This window comes from Bradyrhizobium sp. LA6.8 (assembly GCF_040547935.1).
Lineage (GTDB): Bacteria > Pseudomonadota > Alphaproteobacteria > Rhizobiales > Xanthobacteraceae > Bradyrhizobium > Bradyrhizobium barranii.
The window spans coordinates 93,316-111,495 of the sequence record NZ_JBEPQQ010000012.1 but is presented as its reverse complement, the minus strand read 5'-3'; the positions used below and the strand labels follow the sequence as shown (position 1 = coordinate 111,495).

General features: G+C 66.2%; 13 protein-coding genes. 4 read left to right on the top strand and 9 right to left on the bottom strand.

Annotated elements, in window-relative coordinates:
• Nucleotide 1 precedes the first annotated feature (1 nt).
• From ABIA90_RS39790 to ABIA90_RS39770, 5 genes are read right to left on the bottom strand one after another with little or no spacing between them, the layout of a single operon-like run.
• Nucleotides 2–1,360 (bottom strand): O-antigen ligase family protein, encoded by a 1,359-nt coding sequence (locus ABIA90_RS39790; RefSeq protein ID WP_354121618.1) that lies wholly within the window; start codon nucleotides 1,358–1,360, stop codon nucleotides 2–4.
• Between the two features lie 12 nt (nucleotides 1,361–1,372).
• Nucleotides 1,373–2,752, bottom strand: a complete 1,380-nt coding sequence (locus ABIA90_RS39785; protein ID WP_354121619.1) for a glycosyltransferase family 4 protein — start codon at nucleotides 2,750–2,752, stop codon at nucleotides 1,373–1,375.
• Nucleotides 2,749–3,489 (bottom strand): ABC transporter ATP-binding protein, encoded by a 741-nt coding sequence (locus ABIA90_RS39780; RefSeq protein WP_354121620.1) that lies wholly within the window; start codon nucleotides 3,487–3,489, stop codon nucleotides 2,749–2,751. The genes ABIA90_RS39785 and ABIA90_RS39780 overlap by 4 nt, the downstream gene beginning before the upstream one ends.
• Before the next feature lie 3 nt (nucleotides 3,490–3,492).
• The gene (locus tag ABIA90_RS39775; RefSeq protein ID WP_354121621.1) at nucleotides 3,493–5,421 is read right to left on the bottom strand and encodes a glycosyltransferase; all 1,929 of its coding nucleotides are present in this window, start codon (nucleotides 5,419–5,421) and stop codon (nucleotides 3,493–3,495) included.
• A gap of 7 nt (nucleotides 5,422–5,428) precedes the next feature.
• Entirely contained in the window at nucleotides 5,429–5,590 is a 162-nt protein-coding gene (locus ABIA90_RS39770) for a hypothetical protein (protein ID WP_014495568.1), read from the bottom strand.
• Nucleotides 5,591–5,716: 126 nt separating this feature from the next.
• Here ABIA90_RS39770 and ABIA90_RS39765 point away from each other — a divergent pair, with 126 nt between their 5' ends.
• The gene (locus ABIA90_RS39765) at nucleotides 5,717–6,604 is read left to right on the top strand and encodes a DUF6502 family protein (protein ID WP_354121622.1); all 888 of its coding nucleotides are present in this window, start codon (nucleotides 5,717–5,719) and stop codon (nucleotides 6,602–6,604) included.
• Nucleotides 6,601–7,821 (top strand): DUF5666 domain-containing protein, encoded by a 1,221-nt coding sequence (locus ABIA90_RS39760; RefSeq protein WP_354121623.1) that lies wholly within the window; start codon nucleotides 6,601–6,603, stop codon nucleotides 7,819–7,821. The genes ABIA90_RS39765 and ABIA90_RS39760 overlap by 4 nt, the downstream gene beginning before the upstream one ends.
• Before the next feature lie 35 nt (nucleotides 7,822–7,856).
• On the opposite strand, the gene ABIA90_RS39755 is transcribed toward ABIA90_RS39760, so the two are convergent.
• Together ABIA90_RS39755 and ABIA90_RS39750 are read right to left on the bottom strand one after the other, a co-directional pair.
• Complete coding sequence (locus ABIA90_RS39755) at nucleotides 7,857–9,224, bottom strand: M23 family metallopeptidase (protein WP_201266171.1); 1,368 nt, start codon at nucleotides 9,222–9,224, stop codon at nucleotides 7,857–7,859.
• Between the two features lie 110 nt (nucleotides 9,225–9,334).
• On the bottom strand, nucleotides 9,335–10,024 hold the full coding sequence (locus ABIA90_RS39750; RefSeq protein ID WP_247310769.1) for a peroxiredoxin: 690 nt from the start codon (nucleotides 10,022–10,024) through the stop codon (nucleotides 9,335–9,337).
• A 202-nt stretch (nucleotides 10,025–10,226) separates the two neighbouring features.
• Here ABIA90_RS39750 and ABIA90_RS39745 point away from each other — a divergent pair, with 202 nt between their 5' ends.
• Nucleotides 10,227–14,027: a YhdP family protein gene (locus ABIA90_RS39745; protein WP_354121691.1), complete on the top strand. Its 3,801-nt coding sequence runs from the start codon at nucleotides 10,227–10,229 to the stop codon at nucleotides 14,025–14,027.
• 159 nt (nucleotides 14,028–14,186) lie between these two features.
• Here ABIA90_RS39745 and ABIA90_RS39740 read toward each other — a convergent pair whose 3' ends face one another.
• The gene (locus tag ABIA90_RS39740; protein ID WP_354121624.1) at nucleotides 14,187–15,881 is read right to left on the bottom strand and encodes a methyl-accepting chemotaxis protein; all 1,695 of its coding nucleotides are present in this window, start codon (nucleotides 15,879–15,881) and stop codon (nucleotides 14,187–14,189) included.
• Nucleotides 15,882–16,151: 270 nt separating this feature from the next.
• The gene (locus tag ABIA90_RS39735; protein ID WP_085401071.1) at nucleotides 16,152–17,843 is read right to left on the bottom strand and encodes a methyl-accepting chemotaxis protein; all 1,692 of its coding nucleotides are present in this window, start codon (nucleotides 17,841–17,843) and stop codon (nucleotides 16,152–16,154) included.
• 161 nt (nucleotides 17,844–18,004) lie between these two features.
• Between ABIA90_RS39735 and ABIA90_RS39730 the strand changes: the two genes are divergently transcribed.
• On the top strand, nucleotides 18,005–18,148 hold the full coding sequence (locus tag ABIA90_RS39730; protein ID WP_354121625.1) for a hypothetical protein: 144 nt from the start codon (nucleotides 18,005–18,007) through the stop codon (nucleotides 18,146–18,148).
• Nucleotides 18,149–18,180 lie beyond the last annotated feature (32 nt).

Genomic DNA, 18,180 nt, shown 5'->3' with positions numbered 1-18,180 from the left:
CCTAGTCGGCGCTGAGCCGCACGCCGGCGCGCAGAAATTTCTGCGAATCGACCGCTTCACCCTCGATGCGGGTCTCATAATGCAAATGCGGTCCGGCTTTCGCTTTCAGCACCATGCCGCCGGCGACGCCGACGCCGAGCACATACATCCACCCCGCGTGGAAGTCGAACAAATGCGAGTTCAGAAGCGAGCTCGCGATGTTCTGTACGACGGCGACGGGCCCGATCCAGGCCGCAAGGCCTTCGTCCAGGAACAGGCGAAGGTGGGCGATCCACATGGCGTAGAGCAGGACGACGCCGAGTACGCCCCATTGCATCGCGACATTGAGGGTCTGGTTGTGGGGATTGCTGACGATCTCCGCATCGAGGCGGCTTCCACCGGTGGCGGCGTGCTCGAACTGGCGCTTGATCGACCCGGTGCCGTGACCGGTCAGGGGCGCCTCGGCAAAGGCGTGAAGCGCCTTGCGCCAATAGGTCAGGCGTTGGGCGGTCGAGGCTCGGCTGATGTCCTCATGGCCGTGGCGGTATTCGACGGCGATGTCTGCAATGCGGTGGCGCAGATAGGGCGAGGTCGTCCAGGCCAGCGCGCTCGCGGTTATTGTGCCCGCGAGCAGGACCAGCGCCGCGCGCCGGCTCAAATGCCTCCAGGCGAGCAGTCCAAGCAGCACCGCGATGCACAGCAGCGCCGTGCGCGCGAAGGCGACGAACACCATGTTGGTGACGAACAGCAGGATCAATGCCAGACAGATGGCTGTCGCGACCACGCTTCCGCCACGCCAGAAGGTCAACGCCGGCAGCGCGAGCGCAAAGGCGCACAGCGTGAATTCCTGGCTCTGGTCGATGTAGTTCTTGACGGGAACGCCGGCCGACGCGGTCGCGGTGAGTTTCCAGGCGGGATCGTGCAGCACGATCCAGGAGTAGACTGCAAGCAGCGCGCAGGATGCGAGAAAGCCAAGGAAAACCCAGAAACCGCGTTCGGATCGGCTGAAGTGATAGAGCAGTGCTGGAATGAGCACGAGCTTTGCGACCGGCTTGATCGCATGCAACCGGTCGGCCCACGCGCCGTCCGACCAGAGCGTGCCGAGAAGCGCGAGCAGCAGGAAGGCAAGGGGCAGGGCGAACGCAGGCCGTGCGAGCTGGCGTCCATAGTCGCGCCAGTCGATGGTCGGCGTCACCACAAGCAGCCAGAGCCCGACGAAGATCGAAGGCGCTGTGGTCGACCAGGGCAGCGACGCCGCGATCAGCACGGCGAGCACATCGGCGGCCCCGATCAGAGTGGGCGATTTGCCCATGGCTTGCCATCGGGCGTGCAAGGCTTTTCGACCGGCCGGGCCGGACGATACCGCGGTTTCAGCAGTCATGTGCAACGACGCTTATTGCGCGGCGGCCAGGCTTTCCCTGGGCCTCTCATGCCCGAGGAAGTCGCGCGCCTGGGTCTCGTAGCCGAAGCGCTCGGCGAGCTCGTGTCGCCTCGCGCGGATACGGCCGCGGCATTCCTCCTGCCGCATCAGCACGCGGGTGATTGAAGCTGCGATCGCATCGGTCGAGAACGGATCGAAATAGTCGGCGAGCTCGCCTGCGACCTCACGGAACACCGCGATATCGGAGCACAGCACCGGCGTGTTCGCGGCCAGCGCCTCGATGATCGGTATGCCGAAGCCTTCGGCCAGGCTCGGCATGATCAGCCCGTGCGCCTCCGAGATCATGGCGGCCTTTTCATGCTCGTCGACATAGCCGGCGAAGCGGACATTTGGCGGCAGGTTGCGCATCCGGCTGATCTGGCCCGCATGACCGATCACCACGAGATCGGCCTGAGGGACGTTGCGGAAGGCGCGAATGACGGTGGCGACGTTCTTGCGCGGCTCGTTCGACACGATGATGACGAAGTTCGGCCGCCCCGGACGCCCCGACAGGGCTGGGAGGTGGAGGACATCCGGGGCGTCGAACCGGGTGCGGGGATACACGACCCGCGCCGGCAGGTGCGCAAATTGCGGCAACAGTTCCCTGAACCGCATCATGCTATAGTTTGAAACGAAGGCGAGCTCGTCAGCCTGGCGCAGGCTGGTGCCGATCCGCGCCAGGAACTGGCGCGTGGCGATGTCGCTGAGTTTGAGGTCGGTGAGCGGCAGTAAATCGTGGACGACGCAGATCACCTTGGCGTTCGGCTTGCGCCTGATCGCGACCCGCGTCGGGGTGTCCACAACGATGAGATCATAGTCACGCGCGTCGATCCGCGGCGGTGGCAGCAGGAAGAAGGCCGAGGAGTCCTGATAGTTGAAGAATCCGGGCTCGAGCTGGAATTCGCCGAACAGTTCGAGATGGCGCATATCCGGCGGAATGTATTCGAGCGCGGCGGTCCGGTTCTCGATCAGCCGGGCTTGCAGGCCAAGCAGGCCGATCGCGCGCAGGAGGCAGAGGATATTGTCCCGCGACAGCAGCATGGTGGCCTTGTGGCGGAGCCAGTCGAACCTGCGACGCGCGCCGCTGAGCATCACCGGCCCGCTCACGTTGACCTCGTCGAGGAAGCGATAAAGAGCGAGCAGCTCGATGTTGCGTGACTGCGCCGGAAACAGCTTCGTGCGTCGCTCGCGCCGACATAGCTTGCGGTAACGCTTTGAGGTTTCCACCAGCAACGTGAGTTCGTGACCTTCCGACGCGAGCGACCGTACCAATTCCCGGGTGAAGTGGAAGATGCCGCGCTTGTGATTGGGTTGTCCGAGCGACTCGGACACGACCAGGATGTTCTGTTTCATGCGCGTTTCTCTCGGAGCTCAAAGGTGTGCGTGACGGGCGGCTCGACCGCGATGGTCGAGGCGATGCGGCCGTGATCGAGGTTGACGATGCTGGAGCAGGTGCGGCGCAGCAGCGGCAGGTCGTGCGAGGCGATGATCACGATCGCTGCCTGCGAGACCAGGTTTTGCAGCCGCCTCTCGGCCTTCTCCGCAAAATGCTCGTCGACGACGCTGAGCCATTCGTCGAGCAGCAGGATGTCGGCCGGGAAAGCGGTGGCGGTCGCGAACAACACCCGCATCAGCATGCCCGAGGAGAACATCCGCAGGGGCAGGCGCTGCATGCGCGCTTCGAGCTCGGTGAAGGCCCAGATCTCGTCGATCACGCTGCGTGTGGGCTTGCGACCGCTGATCCGCAGCAGCAGTGCGATGTTGTCCTCCGCCACGAAGTCCAGATTGACCCCGGCGTTCAGGCCGAGCAGGGGCACGACGTTGCCCCGGACCGTGACGCGGCCACTGCTCGGCGGATAGACACCGGCGATCAGGCGCAGCAGCGTCGACTTGCCGGAGCCGTTGGGCCCGGCAAGCCCGATACGGGCGCCGGCTTCGGCCTCGATCGAGACGTTGTCGACGGCGCGGATGATCCGCATCTCGCCCGGTTCGCGGATGAGGTGGCCGAGCAGTCGCCGCTTCAGCGAGAAGTCGTAGGCGCCGTAGAGTGGATAGTCGAGACAGACGTCGTGCAGGCTGATCGAGACCATGCGTCAAATCCAGAATGCGGCTTTGCGCAGGTGGACCAGCGTCAGCACGCTCGCAAAGATCAGCAGCGCCAGCGTGATGAGGACGTAGACGATGCTGGCGGGATCGATATGGCCGCCTGCAAGTGGCTCGCGCCACACCGCGAACAGATGCGTCAGCGGATTGAGCCGCATCACCGTCGAGCGGTGATTGATCATCTCGGCGGACCAGATCACGGGCGAGGCGAGGAAGGCGAGCATCAGCGTGGATTCGATGATCGGCTTGAGGTCGCGATAGCGCGTTGCCGTCGCGCCGAGGACGAGGCTCAAGGCGAAGGTACAGGCTATGAACAGCAGCAGGCCGGGCAGCGCCGCCAGCGCGTGAGAGAGGTCGTGAGGCGAGAGGATCAGCCACAGCACCAGCGGCACGCAGGCGTTATGCAGCGCGAACAGCGCCTGGCGGAAGGTGCATTGCAGCAGGAAGATCACCGGCGGCAGCGCGCGGTCGCGGATCAGGCTCGCGGAATTCTGAAGTGCCGTGGTCGCATCGAGCACGACGCTGTTGAGGAAGGTCCAGGCCGTCATCGACAGCGCCAGCATCGGCAGGCGCGCCAGCATGTCGGCGTTCGACATCTGGCCGATCACCGAGCCCAATACTGCGACCACGATCGCCATCTGAAGCGACATCCAGAACGGGCCGAGCAGCGAACGCACGTAGCGGTGGCGCATGTCCGACCAGGCCAGTGCGGCCGCGATCCGGACGGTGTCCAGCCAGCCGGTCGCCTGCGGCGGCTCGGCGGCGGTTGCGGGTTCCGTGCACGACGCGGTGACGGCCTCGCGGTAGACGGCCTGCATGCCTTCCCTGAAGGCTGGGGTGGAATAGCGGGTCAGGGCGCGCGTCCGGGCTGACAGTCCCATGCGGCGGCGGCGCTCGGGATCGCTGATTAGCGTGTCGATGGCATCGCCGAGCTTTTCGGCATCGCCCGGCGGCACCGTGATCGCCTCCATGCCGTGGCGGGCGACGCGCGGCACCGCGGTGTCGAGCGCCGTGTTCACGACAGGGCGGCCGGCGGCCATGGCCTCGAGCTGGACCAGGCCAAAGGTCTCGGCATTGGTCACCGACGGCATGACGAAGACGTCGGCCAGGCACATCAGCTTGATGCGCTCGCTGTCGTTCACCGAACCAAGCAGGCGGACGCGGTCACCGAGGCCGAGCTCGCGGATCAGCTGCTCGAGCCGCGGGCGCTCAGTGCCTTCGCCGATGATCCAGACCTCGAACTTGCGGTTGACCGCCGCGCGGATCAGGACGTCAAAGCCCTTGTAGGGCACGAGCCGGCCGCAGGCGAGCACGAGCCGGCCGCGATCGTTCACGTGGTGCGGCTCGATCTTCGACCAGTCGTAACCCGCGGTGTCGATGCCGAACGGCACGACGTGGCATTTGTCGACGAATTCCCGCAGCAACGGCGTGTTCTCGATCAGCGCGTGGTCCGAGACGATGATCGCTTTCGCCCGGCGCAGTGTCCGCCGCATCAACGGTTCGATGAACCAGCGCAGGCCGGCATGGGTGACGATGTCGGCATGCCAGTGCACCACCAGCGGCCGATTGGCACCGAAGCCGAAGGCGAAAACGAGGTCGGCGAGCGGGAAGGGGGCATGGAGCGCGAGCAAATCGTGCTCGGCGATCTTGCGCCAGAGCCGCCAGGGATAGGTAGGAGCGGCGGGAAGCGACAGGACATTGCCGAAGGAGCGGACGCGCTCGACCGGCACGTCGTTGACGACGATCTCGCGCCGTTCGGCCGATTGCGAGCAGACCAGCACGGCGGAGGCGAAGCTGTCCTTCAGGCTGGCGCAGATGTCGCGGATCACGGTCAGCGTGCCGCCGAACAGGTCAGGATAATAGATCTTGAAGATGTGCAGCACCGACGGACGGTGCGGAGTTTCGCTGGTGTGATGCATGATGGTGTCAGCCTGCGAGAAGGGCCGCGACGAACGGTGCGGCCAGCACCGAGATGAAGATCACGCCGCGCAACAGCGCCGGCAGCATAGGCTCGATTGCGCCGTGCCCCCAGTCAGGAGCCGGCACAGCACGCAGTGAGTTGGAATTGCGGACCAAGCGGTCAGCCATGGGTGTGAGTCCCTTTACGTCGCGCCCTCAGTGGCGTCTCGTGTACGTGGGAAAATTTACCACGTCAATCGGAAGGGAGAAAAAAGTGGGATTGTGTCCCACGTGGGGCGCGGGTACAATTCGGACATGAATGCCAAGTCCGGGTCCAAAGCAGCGGCTCCGCAGCCGACTGCCGCGAAGCTGCACGCGCCGCTGGCGCGGCTGCTGCGCCCGCTCGTGCGGCTCTGCATTCGCAGCGGCATGACTTTTCCGGCATTGGCGCAATTGCTTCGCGAACTGTTCGTCAACGTCGCCGAGCACGATTTTGCGCTGGAGGGGAAGGAGCAGACCGACAGCCGTGTCAGCCTGCTCACCGGGATCCATCGCAAAGAGGTGGCGCGGCTGCGCGGTGCCGGCGCGCCGGTGCACGAGGCGCCGGCCGCGTTGTCGCTGACGAGCGCCGTGATCGCGCGCTGGCTTGCTGCGCCCGAATTCACCGATACGAAGGGTGAGCCGCTGGCGTTGCCGCGCACGGCCGAGGGCGATGCGCCGTCGTTCGAGCAGCTGGTCGCCTCGGTCACCAAGGACGTGCGGCCGCGCGCGGTGCTCGACGAATGGGTCGACCGCAAGCTCGTCACCATCAACGATTCCGACGAGATCGAGCTGGTCGAGGCGGCCTTCGTCCCGAGCGGCGAGGACGACAGCAAGTGGCACTATCTCGGCCGCAATCTGCACGACCATATCGCGGCCGCCGCGCAGAACGTGTCAGGCGCGGCGCCGCGCTTCCTCGAGCGCGCGGTGCACTACAACAACATTTCGCCCAAGCTGGCGCGGCGCCTCGAGGCACGCTCGCGCGAGCTCGCGATGGACGCGCTGAAGACCGCCAACCGCGAGGCCAACCGCGCGCTCGGCAAGGACAAGGGCGGTGACGCCCGCTGGAATTTTGGCATCTACATCTACAGCGAAGATGCAGATGGCGAGGCAGAGGCCAAGGAAGGCGGCAAGGAAAGCGGCAAGGAGGGTGGTTCTTCATGAGCCTGCCGCCGCTGATCTCCCGCCGTCTGCTGCTGACAGGATTTTGGCTCGCCGGTACGGCGATGGCCCACGCGCAGGTCAAGCGCGGCACCGATCAGGGCATCGGCGGCACCGGAATCAGGCGCGGTGACGACCACGGCATCGGCGGCACCGGCATCGTCGGCGTGATCCAGCGGTTTGGCAGCATCTACGTCAACGGCGAGCGCGTCACTTATGCGAGCGACGTGCCGGTCCGGATCGACGGCGAGGCCGCGAGCCCCAAGGCTCTGCGCATCGGCCAGCTTGCGCGCGTGGTCGCGACCCGTCAGGCCAACGGCACGCTCGTGACGCGCAGCATCACGATCGCGAGCGAGGTCGCAGGTCCGATCGAAGCCGTGAAGGGCAACGAGCTGACGGTGCTCGGCCAGAAGATCGTCACAAGCGACAAGGAGAGCAAGCTTCGTGCGGGCACGCAGGTGGCCGTCTACGGCCTGCGCCGGACCGACGGCGTGATCGTCGCAAGCCTGATCGAGCCGCGGCGCGAGGCGACCGAGCGTGTCACCGGTCTCGTCGAGCGCGGGCCTGACGGCTTGCATATTGGCGGGCTGAGGCTGAGTGGGGTCGATCCGCTGCTGGTTGGCCAGCGCGCCCAGATCGAGGGCCGTTCGAGCCAGGGCACGATGCAGGCCGCGCGCACGCGCATCGACGACTTCTCGGATCTCGTCGGCGCAAGCCGCCTCTCGATCGAGGCCTATGTGCAGCGCTTGGGATCGAACCTCCAGCTCGGCTCCGGCTTCGTGGCTCGTGACGGTTCGCGCTTCGGCCCGGCCGCCGGCGAAGCCCGCATGGTGGTCAACGGCGTGTTCGATCGCTCGCGCGGCTTCCAGGTGGAGTCGGCTCAGGCCATAGGCCAGGGGCCGGGAGCCCCTCCATCCGGTGGCGGCAATCCCAATCGGTCGCCCGGCGGCTCGATCCTGCATCCGAACCGCAGCGCCACCACTCCGAGCGGCGGCCAGCCCGGCGCGCCCGGTGGTGGACCTGCGCCGGGATCTGGCCCTGGACCTGGCCCAGGACCTGGCCCAAGTGCGAATCCCGGCTCCGCGCCGACGGGCCCGAGCGGCCCGTCAGGCCCCGGCGGATTTGGTTCGCCCGGCGGCGGGCCCATGGGACCCGGCGGTGGAATGGGCGGTGGCGGCTTCGGAGGTCCCGGAGGCGGGATGGGCGGCGGCCGGCGGTAGGTGCGGCCACGCTGAAAGCGCGTGGCACGGGCTTACTAGCCCGCGCTGAGCCGCACGCCGGCGCGCAAAAACTTCTGCGGATCGACCGCTTCGCCGTCGATGCGGGTTTCGTAATGCAGGTGCGGGCCGGTGGAACGGCCGGTCGAGCCGACGAGGCCGATGACCTGGCCGAGCTTCACGATCTCGCCGACCTTGACGTTGATCTCGGAGAGATGGCCGTAGCGGGTCGACAGCCCGTTGCCGTGATCGACTTCGACCATGCGGCCGTAACCGCCGGACCAGCCGGCCGAGACCACCTTGCCGTTGGCGGTGACGCGGGCGGGATCGCCGGTCGCGGCACGGAAATCGAGACCGGTATGCATCGCGGGCCGGCCCAGGAACGGATCGCTGCGCACGCCAAAACCGGAGGTGAATTCGACCTCGCCGATGACGGGCTTGCGGTAGGGCACCAGCGCCAGCGTGCGATTGAGCCGATCCATCTCGGCGCGGGTGACATTGATGCGGTTGAGCTGCTTCTCGAACGGCCCGGCATTGGCCGTCAGCTTGACGGGTACGAAAGGACCGCCCATCGCGGAGCGCGGCACGGCGGCTTCGAGGCTGGCGAGATTGAGGCCGAGGTCGCTGACGACACCGCGCATCCGGCGCATGCGTGAATCCATGCCTTCCTCGACGGCGCTGAGCGTCGCCATCTGGCGACGCTCGACCTGGTCAAGCGAGGTCGTGAGCCGGACCAGGACGTTGTCGAACCCCTGGTTCTTGGCGAATTGGCTGGTCGGCGGTGCCGCGACGGTCGGCGCACGCGACTCAAGCCGCGCTTCGCGATCGGGCGGTGCCACGAAGATCACGGTGTCGCTGATCGGCGACGGCTTCGGCGTGCCCTGCGTCGCGCCCTGGCTCGAATCGCCGCGCTGCGGCGCCGTGCGGGGGATTGATCCAGTCACGTCGGGCATGGCCCCGAGCGCCGTGGCGCGGGACTCCAGCGCCGTCTGGCGCTTCATGATCTGGTCGAGCTTCTGGTCGAACTGTTCCTGGTCGAGCAGCTGCCGGCTGGTGGTGCGGTCGACCTTGGCACGGAGCTCGGCGATGCGATCCTCGTAGGCGTACTGCATCTCGGCCTGACGTGCGATCAGCCGGGTCAGGACGTCGTCGCGGAAGGCGAAATAGGTCGCGGTCGCGGCCGACCAGAGTCCGAGCAGCACGACGGTGCCGACCACGATCCAGAACACCACAGGTCCGAGGCGGACCTGCTTGCCGTGGTGCACGATGGTGTAGGCGTCGTCGGTCGAGGGAAGGGGGATCGCGGCTGCAGCCACGGCGGCGGCAGGACGGCGATGGAGGGGCCGTCCGTGGTCGTGCGCGTGATGTTGGGGGTACTGCGAATATTGGGCAGAACTTTTCGACATCGGCACTCCCGCGCCGGTCGGATGAGTCCGTACGGCCTAATTGCCGCAGCAATCTGGGCCAGTCATGGTTAATTTTCCGGAAATGGAACCACTCGAATTTAACGGATTGGTTAAAGGCCTCTTGCCGCTTCCAGCACCTCGTCGGCGTGGCCGTCGACGCGGACATTGCGCCAGACCCTGGCCACCTTGCCGTCGGCACCAAGCAGTATCGTGGTGCGAAGAACTCCGAGGAAGCTCTTGCCATACATGGATTTTTCGCCCCAGGCGCCGTACGCCTCCAGCATCTCGTGTTTCTCATCCGAGATGAGGGGCATGCCGAGGCTGTGCTTGTCGCGGAACTTCTCCTGGGCCCTTAACGGATCGGCGGAGATGCCGAGCAGGGCCGTGCCGGCAGCGCTGAAAGCGTCCGCCAGCCGCGTGAAATCGATCGCCTCCCGGGTGCAGCCGGGCGTGTCGGCGCGGGGGTAGAAGAACAGGACGAGCTTCCGACCGGCATAGTCGGCGAGCGAGACCACATCGCCGCCGTCGCGGGGCAGCCGGAAGGCGGGCGCCTTCTGGCCTTCGGTCAGGGCCGGCTTCGCCTTCGCGGGCGCGGAGGCCGATTTGGAGGAATTTAACTGTTTCGATGCGGCCTTATGTGATCCTGCTTTTGCTACGGTCCTGGTTGATTTGCTCGCCTGCGTCCGCTGTGTTTTCGCGGACTTTGTTTGAGTCGTTGCCCGCTTGGTCGGGGTCTTCTTTTTAGCCGTTGCGATGCCGGAGGGCGTTTTGGACGATTTCTTTCGGGATTTCTTGGACATACGCCTTCCTTTCGTCGCTTTCGGCGGGTCAACCAAAGCGGTATTGCAGCTCTCGTCCGGTGTGCCGGAATCGCCCTCGTCTGGGCAAGTCTGGCGACGCCGGGGTATGGTTACAAGGAATTCCACGCACCACCCCACTGCTCGTTGAACGCGCGCCCGGGGCGAAATGACGAACAGCAGGAACATTCGAGGTATGGCGGCAATGCCGGCGCGGGGAGCTTCGCTTCCCGCGGACGGCTGCGGTCCCGGCGGTGCTCAATCCTACGATGGGCGCCTGTATCGAGAGGCAATGGCAAGGAATACGTCGCCCCAGGATTACAATCGGGATTTCGATCGGCGCGGCGGTCAACAGCAGCCGCAGGAATGGGACGACGCCGACTGGGATCCGGATCAGGAAGCAGCGGCGGGCTATCGGGCGCGCCGGCTGTTGTCGCGTTCCAATTCAGGCTTCCATCGTTTCGGTGACGGCTTTGCGTCAATGCGCCGCTGGCTGGCGGCTGATCGCTGGCTGAAGCGGCTGGCCATCGTGGTCGGGGCCCTCGCCGTTATTTTCGTCGGCTGCTTCGGCGCGCTGTGGTGGCGGCTTGGTGCGGGTCCCATCAATCTCGACATCGCGACGCCCTGGCTCGCTGCTGCCATCGAGGACAATATCGGCCACGGCAACACCGTGGAGGTCGGCGGCACCCAGATCGAGCGGGCCGGGCGGATCCGCATCGCCGTGCGCATCCGCGACATCGTCGTCCGCGACCACGACCACGCCATCGTCGCCACCGCGCCGAAGGCCGAGGTGAAGCTGTCGGGGGCAGGTCTCCTGATGGGGCACCTGCGCGCGGAAAGCCTCAACCTCGTCGATGCCGAGCTCGCGATCCGCATCGCGCCCGACGGCACCGTCACCGTATCCGCCGGCGACACCGCCAAGCCGCTGGCAACCGGCGTCGCATCCAAGAAGGAAGCGGGCCTGCCGCCGACATTCCCGCGCAACGGTGTCCCGCCGCCGCCATTCGCCACCGGACCTGCAAGCCCCGACGCATCGCAGGCCGCTCCCCAGGCCGCTGCCCCGAGCGGCATTCTTCAGGGCCTCGACTGGCTCGACAGTCTGAGTATGACCGGCCTCGACGGCCAGAACCTCAACGAGATCGGTCTGAAGAACGGCAATCTGATCGTCGACGATCAGCAGCGCGGCAGCAAATGGAGCTTTGAGAACATCACGCTCAGCCTGCGCCGGCCGAGCCATGGCGGCGTCGCGCTCAGCCTAGGCGAGGAGGGCGCGCGCCCGTGGTCGCTGCGCGCCACGATCGGCCCTGCCGAGAATGGTGTGCGTTCGGTCGACATCCGCGCCGATAAGCTTTCCACCGCCAACATCCTGCTGGCGCTCCGGGTGAAGGACTTCACCTACACCGCCGACCTGCCGCTGACCGGCGAGCTCAAGGGCGAGCTCGGCCGCGACGGCGTGCCGACCTTCTTGCGCGGCAAGATCGCGGTCGGCGCGGGCAATATCATCGACACCGACACGCCTGACTATCCGATGGCGATCGACTCGGCCGAGATCAACGTCGAGTGGGATTCGAACCGGCGGGTATTGGTCGCTCCGTTCAAGATTCTCTCGGGCGCGAACCGCCTGACGCTTCTGGCCCATCTCGAGCCGCCCAACGGCACCATCAACGACTGGCAGCTTGGCTTCAGCGGCGGCTCGATCCTGCTGGGCGGCATCGACAACGAGCCCCCGCTGGTCTTCAACCGCATCGCGATCGGCTTCCGCTTCGATACCGACCACAAGCGCATGCTGCTGACGCAAGCCGATATCAGCAATGGCGAGATCGGCGTCGCCGGCACCGGTGCCATCGACTATTCGGGCGAGCCGCGGTTGACGCTGGGCTTTGCGGGAACGCCGATGTCGGCCTCCGCGCTCAAGCGGATGTGGCCGACGCTCGTCGTTCCCGAGTTGCGCGAATGGGTGATCGAGCGGATCGAGCGCGGCACGCTCCAGCGCATCGAGATCGGCGTCAATTCGCCGACGAAGAACCTCCCGCGCAAGGGCCCGCCCATTCCCGACGATGGCCTGTCGGTCAACATCGTCGCGAGTGGCGTCGCGGTCCGCCCCGTGGATGGCATGCCGGTGGTGCACGATGCCGATTTGAAGGCGCGTGTGACCGGGCGCACCGCGACCGTGAATATCGGGCAGGGCATTGCCGATACGCCGGCGGGCCGCAAGGTCACGATCTCCGACTTCGTCTTCGAGGTGCCGGATATGGCGCCCAAGCCGTCGCCATCGCGGACCAGGTTCCGCGCCGACGGCCCCGTGGCGGCAGCCGCCGAAATCCTTTCCAATGATCGGCTCAGCGATCTGTCGGCGACGTTCGTCGATCCCAACACCAGCAAGGGAACGTTCTCGGCGAACATCCAGCTCGGCTTGCCGGTCAAGGGCGCGCTGACCAAGGGCGACACCAGCTACGCCGTCAGCGCCGACCTCAACGGCTTTGCCGCCGACAAGCTGGTGATGAACCAGAAGCTGGAGGCCAACAACCTCAAGATATCAGCCAACAACCAGGGCTATCAGGTCAAGGGCGACGTCAAGATCAACGGGCAGGCGGCCTCGCTGGACTACCGCAAGCCGACCGAGGGCGACGCTGACGTCAAATTGCAGGCCACGCTCGACGATGCGAGCCGCGCGCGTCTCGGATTCGACCTCAGCCCTGCCGTGAGCGGATCGCTGCCGATCAAGCTGTCGGGCAAGATCGCCGGAGGTCCCGACCAGACGACGAAGCTCGGTGTCGAGGCGGACCTGACCTCGGTCAAGCTCGACAACATCCTGCCCGGCTGGGTCAAGCTGCCGGGCAAGTCGGCCAAGGCCAGCTTCAAGGTGGTGCCGACGGCGCAATCAACGCGTCTGGAGGACATCGTCGTCGAAGGCGGCGGCGCCTCGATCAAGGGCTCGCTCGAGGTCGATCCGAACGGCGACCTCATGAACGCGAACTTCCCGACCTACGCTCCGTCCGACGGCGACAAGGCCTCGTTGAAGGTGGAGCGTGGCCAGGACGGGGTGGTGCGGGGCACGATGCGCGGGGATGTGTTCGACGGCCGCGGTTTCCTGAAGTCGGCGATCTCGGGCAATTCCAAGGACGACGCCAAGAACAAGATGAAGAACGTCGATTTCGACATCGACGTGAAGCTCGGTGCCGTCGCGGGCTTCAACGGCGAGGCGATGCGCAGCGTCGACGGCAAGATGTCGCGGCGCAACGGCACCGTCAAAGCCTTCACGCTGAACGGCAAGATCGGCCGCGACACGCCGGTGGCAGCCGATTTGCGCGGCGGCCGCGCCCAGGGCAATCGCGAGGTGATCTACCTCCAGACCAACGATGCCGGCGCGTTGCTGCGCTTCACCGACACCTACACCAAGGCGATCGGCGGCCAGATGGTGGTGGCGATGGAGCCGCCGACGTCGGAGCCGAACACCACGCGCGAGGGCCTCATCAACGTCCGCGACTTCACGGTGAAGGGCGAGGCGCAGCTCGAACGCGTTGCCGCCGGCGCGCCCAACGGCACCGGGAACGGCGTCTCCTTCAGCGCGCTGCGCGCCGAGTTCACGCGCCAGAACGGCGCGCTGACGATCCGCGATGGCGTCGTCAAGGGCCCGATGATCGGCGCCACCATCGAGGGCTCGATCGACTATCCCGGCAACCAGGTCTGCATGAGCGGCACCTTCGTGCCGATGTACGGCTTGAACAACATGTTCGGACAGATTCCCGTGCTCGGGTTGTTCCTGGGCGGTGGCGACAAGGAAGGCCTGATCGGCGTGACCTACGAGGTCGTCGGCACGCCGGCCGCGCCGGTGATGCGCGTCAATCCGGTTTCGGCCATGGTGCCGGGTGTGTTCCGCAAGATCTTCGAATTCAACACCGGCAAGCAGAACACGCCGTTCGAGGAATTCCCGTCGCAGTCGAACGACGGCTCGACCGGATCGACGCGCCAGCTCTCGAGCGGCTGCACCCTCGCGCGGCGATAACCCACTAAGATTCGCAGGTGCTCGTCCCGGCTGCGCGGCCGAAGCCGCTTCGGCGCGGCGAAGGCCTGGGTATCCACGTCCTTCGTGCCGCGCGGCAAAACGTGAATGGCCGGGACAAGCCCGGCCATGACGCATGTGGAGGGATTGGCGTCGGGAAGCTTACGCCGCGCGCACGCCCGCCAGGAAGGTGCCGACTTCGCCTGAGAGCTGCTCGGCCTGCTTGGAGAGATTGCTGGCCGCAGCGAGCACCATGCCGGCGGCGTTGCCGGTCTCGTTCGCTGCGGTGCTGACACCGCCGATATTGGTGGTGACTTCCTTGGTCGCCTCAGCGGTCTGCGAGACGCTGCGGGCGATCTCGGCGGTGGCGGCACCTTGCTCCTCGATGGCCGCGCCGATCGAGGTGGCGATGCGGCTGACTTCCTCGATGGTGGCGGTGATGCCACCGATGGCGTCCACGGCCTCCTTGGTCGCGCCCTGGATCTGGGCGATCTTGTCGCCGATCTCGCGGGTGGCTTCCGCGGTCTGGCTCGCCAGCGACTTCACCTCGGAGGCGACGACGGCAAAGCCGCGGCCGGCTTCACCGGCGCGTGCGGCCTCGATGGTGGCATTCAGCGCGAGCAGATTGGTCTGCGCCGCGATGCTGGAGATCAGCTCGGCGACGTGCTCGATCTGCTGGGCGCCGTCCGAGAGCGCACGGACGATGGTGTCGGTGCGGCGTGCGCTGTCGACGGCGCGCCCCGTCACCTCGGCGGACTGCGCGACCTGACGGCTGATCTCGGTGATGGAGGAGGAGAGCTCCTCGGCCGCGGCGGCAACGGTCTGAACGCGCTGGCTGGCTTCGGTGGCGGCCGAGCCGACCACGGCGGCGCGGCGGTTGGTGCCCTCGGCCGTGGACGACATCGACTTGGCGGTGGTCTCGAGCTCGCCGGAGCCCGAGGCCATCAGGCCGACGAGCTGGCCGACCGAGGCATCGAAGCGGTCGGCGAGCGAGATCAGGGCGTCGCGTTTCTCCTGCTCATTGCGGGTCTTGGCGGCAACCTGCTCGGCCTCCAGCGTGCGCGCCGTCAAAGCGGTCTGCCTGAGCACTTCGAGCGTCTCGGCCATGCGGCCGATCTCGTCGCCGCGATCGGTCTCCTCGACCGGCCTGTCGATAGCGCCTTCGGAAATCTCCTGCATGCGGGTCTTCTGGCGGTTGAGCGCGCCGAGCACGTCGCGCGCGATCAGCCACGACAACGTCGCCATCAGCAGCATCAGGCCGACACCGATCGCGGCAAGCTCGAGCGTCAGCGCGCGTACGTCGGCGTCGATGTCGTCGACATAGAGGCCGTAGGCAATCGCGACGTTCCAGGGCGCGAACTGGCGAGCGAACACCATTTTGCCGACCGGAACGGTCTCGCCCGGACGCGGGAAGAGATAGGACAGGATACTGCCTTCCGGTGTCTGCTTGCCTGCGGCCACCGTGGCATCGCCGATCACGATGCCATTGGCATCCTTGATGCCGTTGTTCTTGCCCTCGAGCTGAGGCGCGCCGCCATTCATCATCACTGTTGAATCGGCGGTATAGACGACGGGGTAGCCTTGGCCGCCGTTGAACTTCATTCGCCGGCCGCGCAGCTTGAACTGGTCTTGCGCATCGGCGAGCGTCATCTTGCCGGCGGCGACCTCGTCCTGGAGCGATTGCGCGAAGCCGTGCAGCAGATCGACTGCCGTCTGCATCTGGCGCGCGCGATCTTCGAGCATGCGCGTCTTGCTGAGATAGGCTGACGCGACGATGAGGGCGGTGACGGTGAGCGCCGCAAGACAGACCATGCTGGCAAGCTTGGTGCGGATTTTCAGGTGACTGAGCAGCGTCATAACGGCCTCGCGAACGGTTGCAAAATGCTAATTCTCGCGCAGCGGTATCAGGAAGTTCTTACCATTCCTGAACGCAGGGCACGGCGTGTTCAGACGCGGCGCAATCTGCGCAGCCATGGACACGCATGTGCAGGGAAGACGCCGATGCCTGCGGCGACGTGTCCAGAAAAATGCATCGTGATCGTGTTCGTGCGATCGCGTGCCGGTTCGATCGATGCATCGATTCGCCGATGCTTCGTCGCGTTCAGAACCAGCGTAGCGTTGCGCGGCTTAAGCCGCGCGCACGCCCGCGAGGAACGTCCCGACTTCGCCGGAGAGCTGTTCGGCCTGCTTGGAGAGATTGCTGGCGGCAGCGAGCACCATGCCGGCGGCATTGCCGGTCTCGTTCGCCGCCGTGCTGACGCCGCCGATATTGGTGGTGACTTCCTTGGTCGCTTCAGCGGTCTGCGAGACGCTGCGGGCGATCTCGGCGGTGGCGGCGCCTTGCTCCTCGATGGCCGCGCCGATCGAGGTGGCGATCCGGCTGACTTCCTCGATGGTGGCGGTGATGCCGCCGATGGCGTCCACGGCCTCCTTGGTCGCGCCCTGGATCTGCGCAATCTTGTCGCCGATCTCGCGGGTGGCTTCCGCTGTCTGGCTGGCGAGCGATTTCACCTCGGAGGCGACGACGGCAAAGCCGCGGCCGGCTTCACCGGCGCGCGCGGCCTCGATGGTGGCGTTGAGCGCGAGCAGATTGGTCTGTGCCGCGATGCTGGAGATCAGCTCGGCCACATGCTCGATCTGCTGGGCGCCGTCCGAGAGCGCGCGGACGATGGTATCGGTGCGGCGTGCGCTGTCCACGGCGCGCCCCGTCACCTCGGCGGATTGCGCGACCTGGCGGCTGATCTCGGTGATGGAGGAGGAGAGCTCTTCGGCGGCAGCCGCGACTGTCTGGACGCGCTGGCTGGCTTCGGTGGCGGCCGAGCCGACCACGGCGGCGCGGCGATTGGTGCCCTCGGCCGTGGACGACATCGACTTGGCGGTGGTCTCGAGCTCGCCGGAGCCCGAGGCCATCAGGCCGACGAGCTGGCCGACCGAGGCATCGAAGCGGTCGGCGAGCGAGATCAGCGCGTCACGCTTCTCCTGCTCGCTGCGGCTCTTGGCGGCGACCTGTTCGGACTCCAGCGTGCGCGCCGTCAAAGCGGTCTGCCTGAGCATTTCGAGGGTCTCGGCCATGCGGCCGATCTCGTCACCGCGGCCGGTCTCCTCGACCGGCTTGTCGATGGCACCGTCGGCAATCTCCTGCATGCGGGTCTTCTGGCGATCGAGTGCGCCGAGCACGTCGCGCGCGATCAGCCACGACAACGTCGCCATCAGCAGCATCAGGCCGAAGCCGACCGCGGCAAGCTCGAGCGTCAGCGCGCGCACATCGGCGTCGATGTCGTCGACATAGAGGCCGTAGCTGATCGTCGCGTTCCAGGGGGCGAACTTGCGCGCGAACACGGTCTTGCGCACCGCTTCGGTCTGGCCGGGGCGGGGATAGAGATAGGAGGCTACGCCGCCGCCATTCTGTTCGCCGGCCTTGAGGATCGCGTCGGCAATGAGGACGCCGTTGGCGTCGATCGCGCCGGTGATCTTGCCTTCGAGCTGCTGGTTGGCGCCGTTGACGAGGAGGGACGTGTCGGCGTTGTAGACGACCGGATAGCCCTGGTTGCCGTTGAAGGTCATGCGCCGTCCGCGCATGTGGAACTGGGCCTTGGCCTCGGCCTGCGTCAGCTTGCCGGCGGTGACGTCGTCCTGGACCGACTGGGCGAGATTGTAGAGCATGTCGACCGCGGTCTTCATCTGCTGGACCCGGTCCTCCATCATGCGGCTCTTGCTGAGGAAGGCCGATACCGCGATGATGGCTGTGACTGTGAGAGCCGCAAGACAGACCATGCTGGTAAGCTTGGTGCGGATCTTCAGATGGCTCAGCAGCTTCATCGCAGCCTCTACGAAATGGTTGTTATTGCTCGCATCGGTAGCATGAAGTTCTTACCAATCATGAACATAGGCATGCGGCCGCCGGCCGCGCGCGTGACCGTTCGCAGCCTGATGCGCAACCGTGCAGGCAAAGCGACATGCGTCGGCGCACGTCAGCGCGTATGCTGGAGAAGATCGATCCTGGACTTCGGTGGTCATCGAGCCTGGCGGGAGCGGCAATGAACCGATTCGTTCACCGCCTCATCATGTCCGCGCTGCTCGTCGCGGCCCTCGTCCTGATCTGGAACGTGCTGGGCTCGCGGTAGATGACACCGGCAAAGCTGCCGGTGCCATCCGT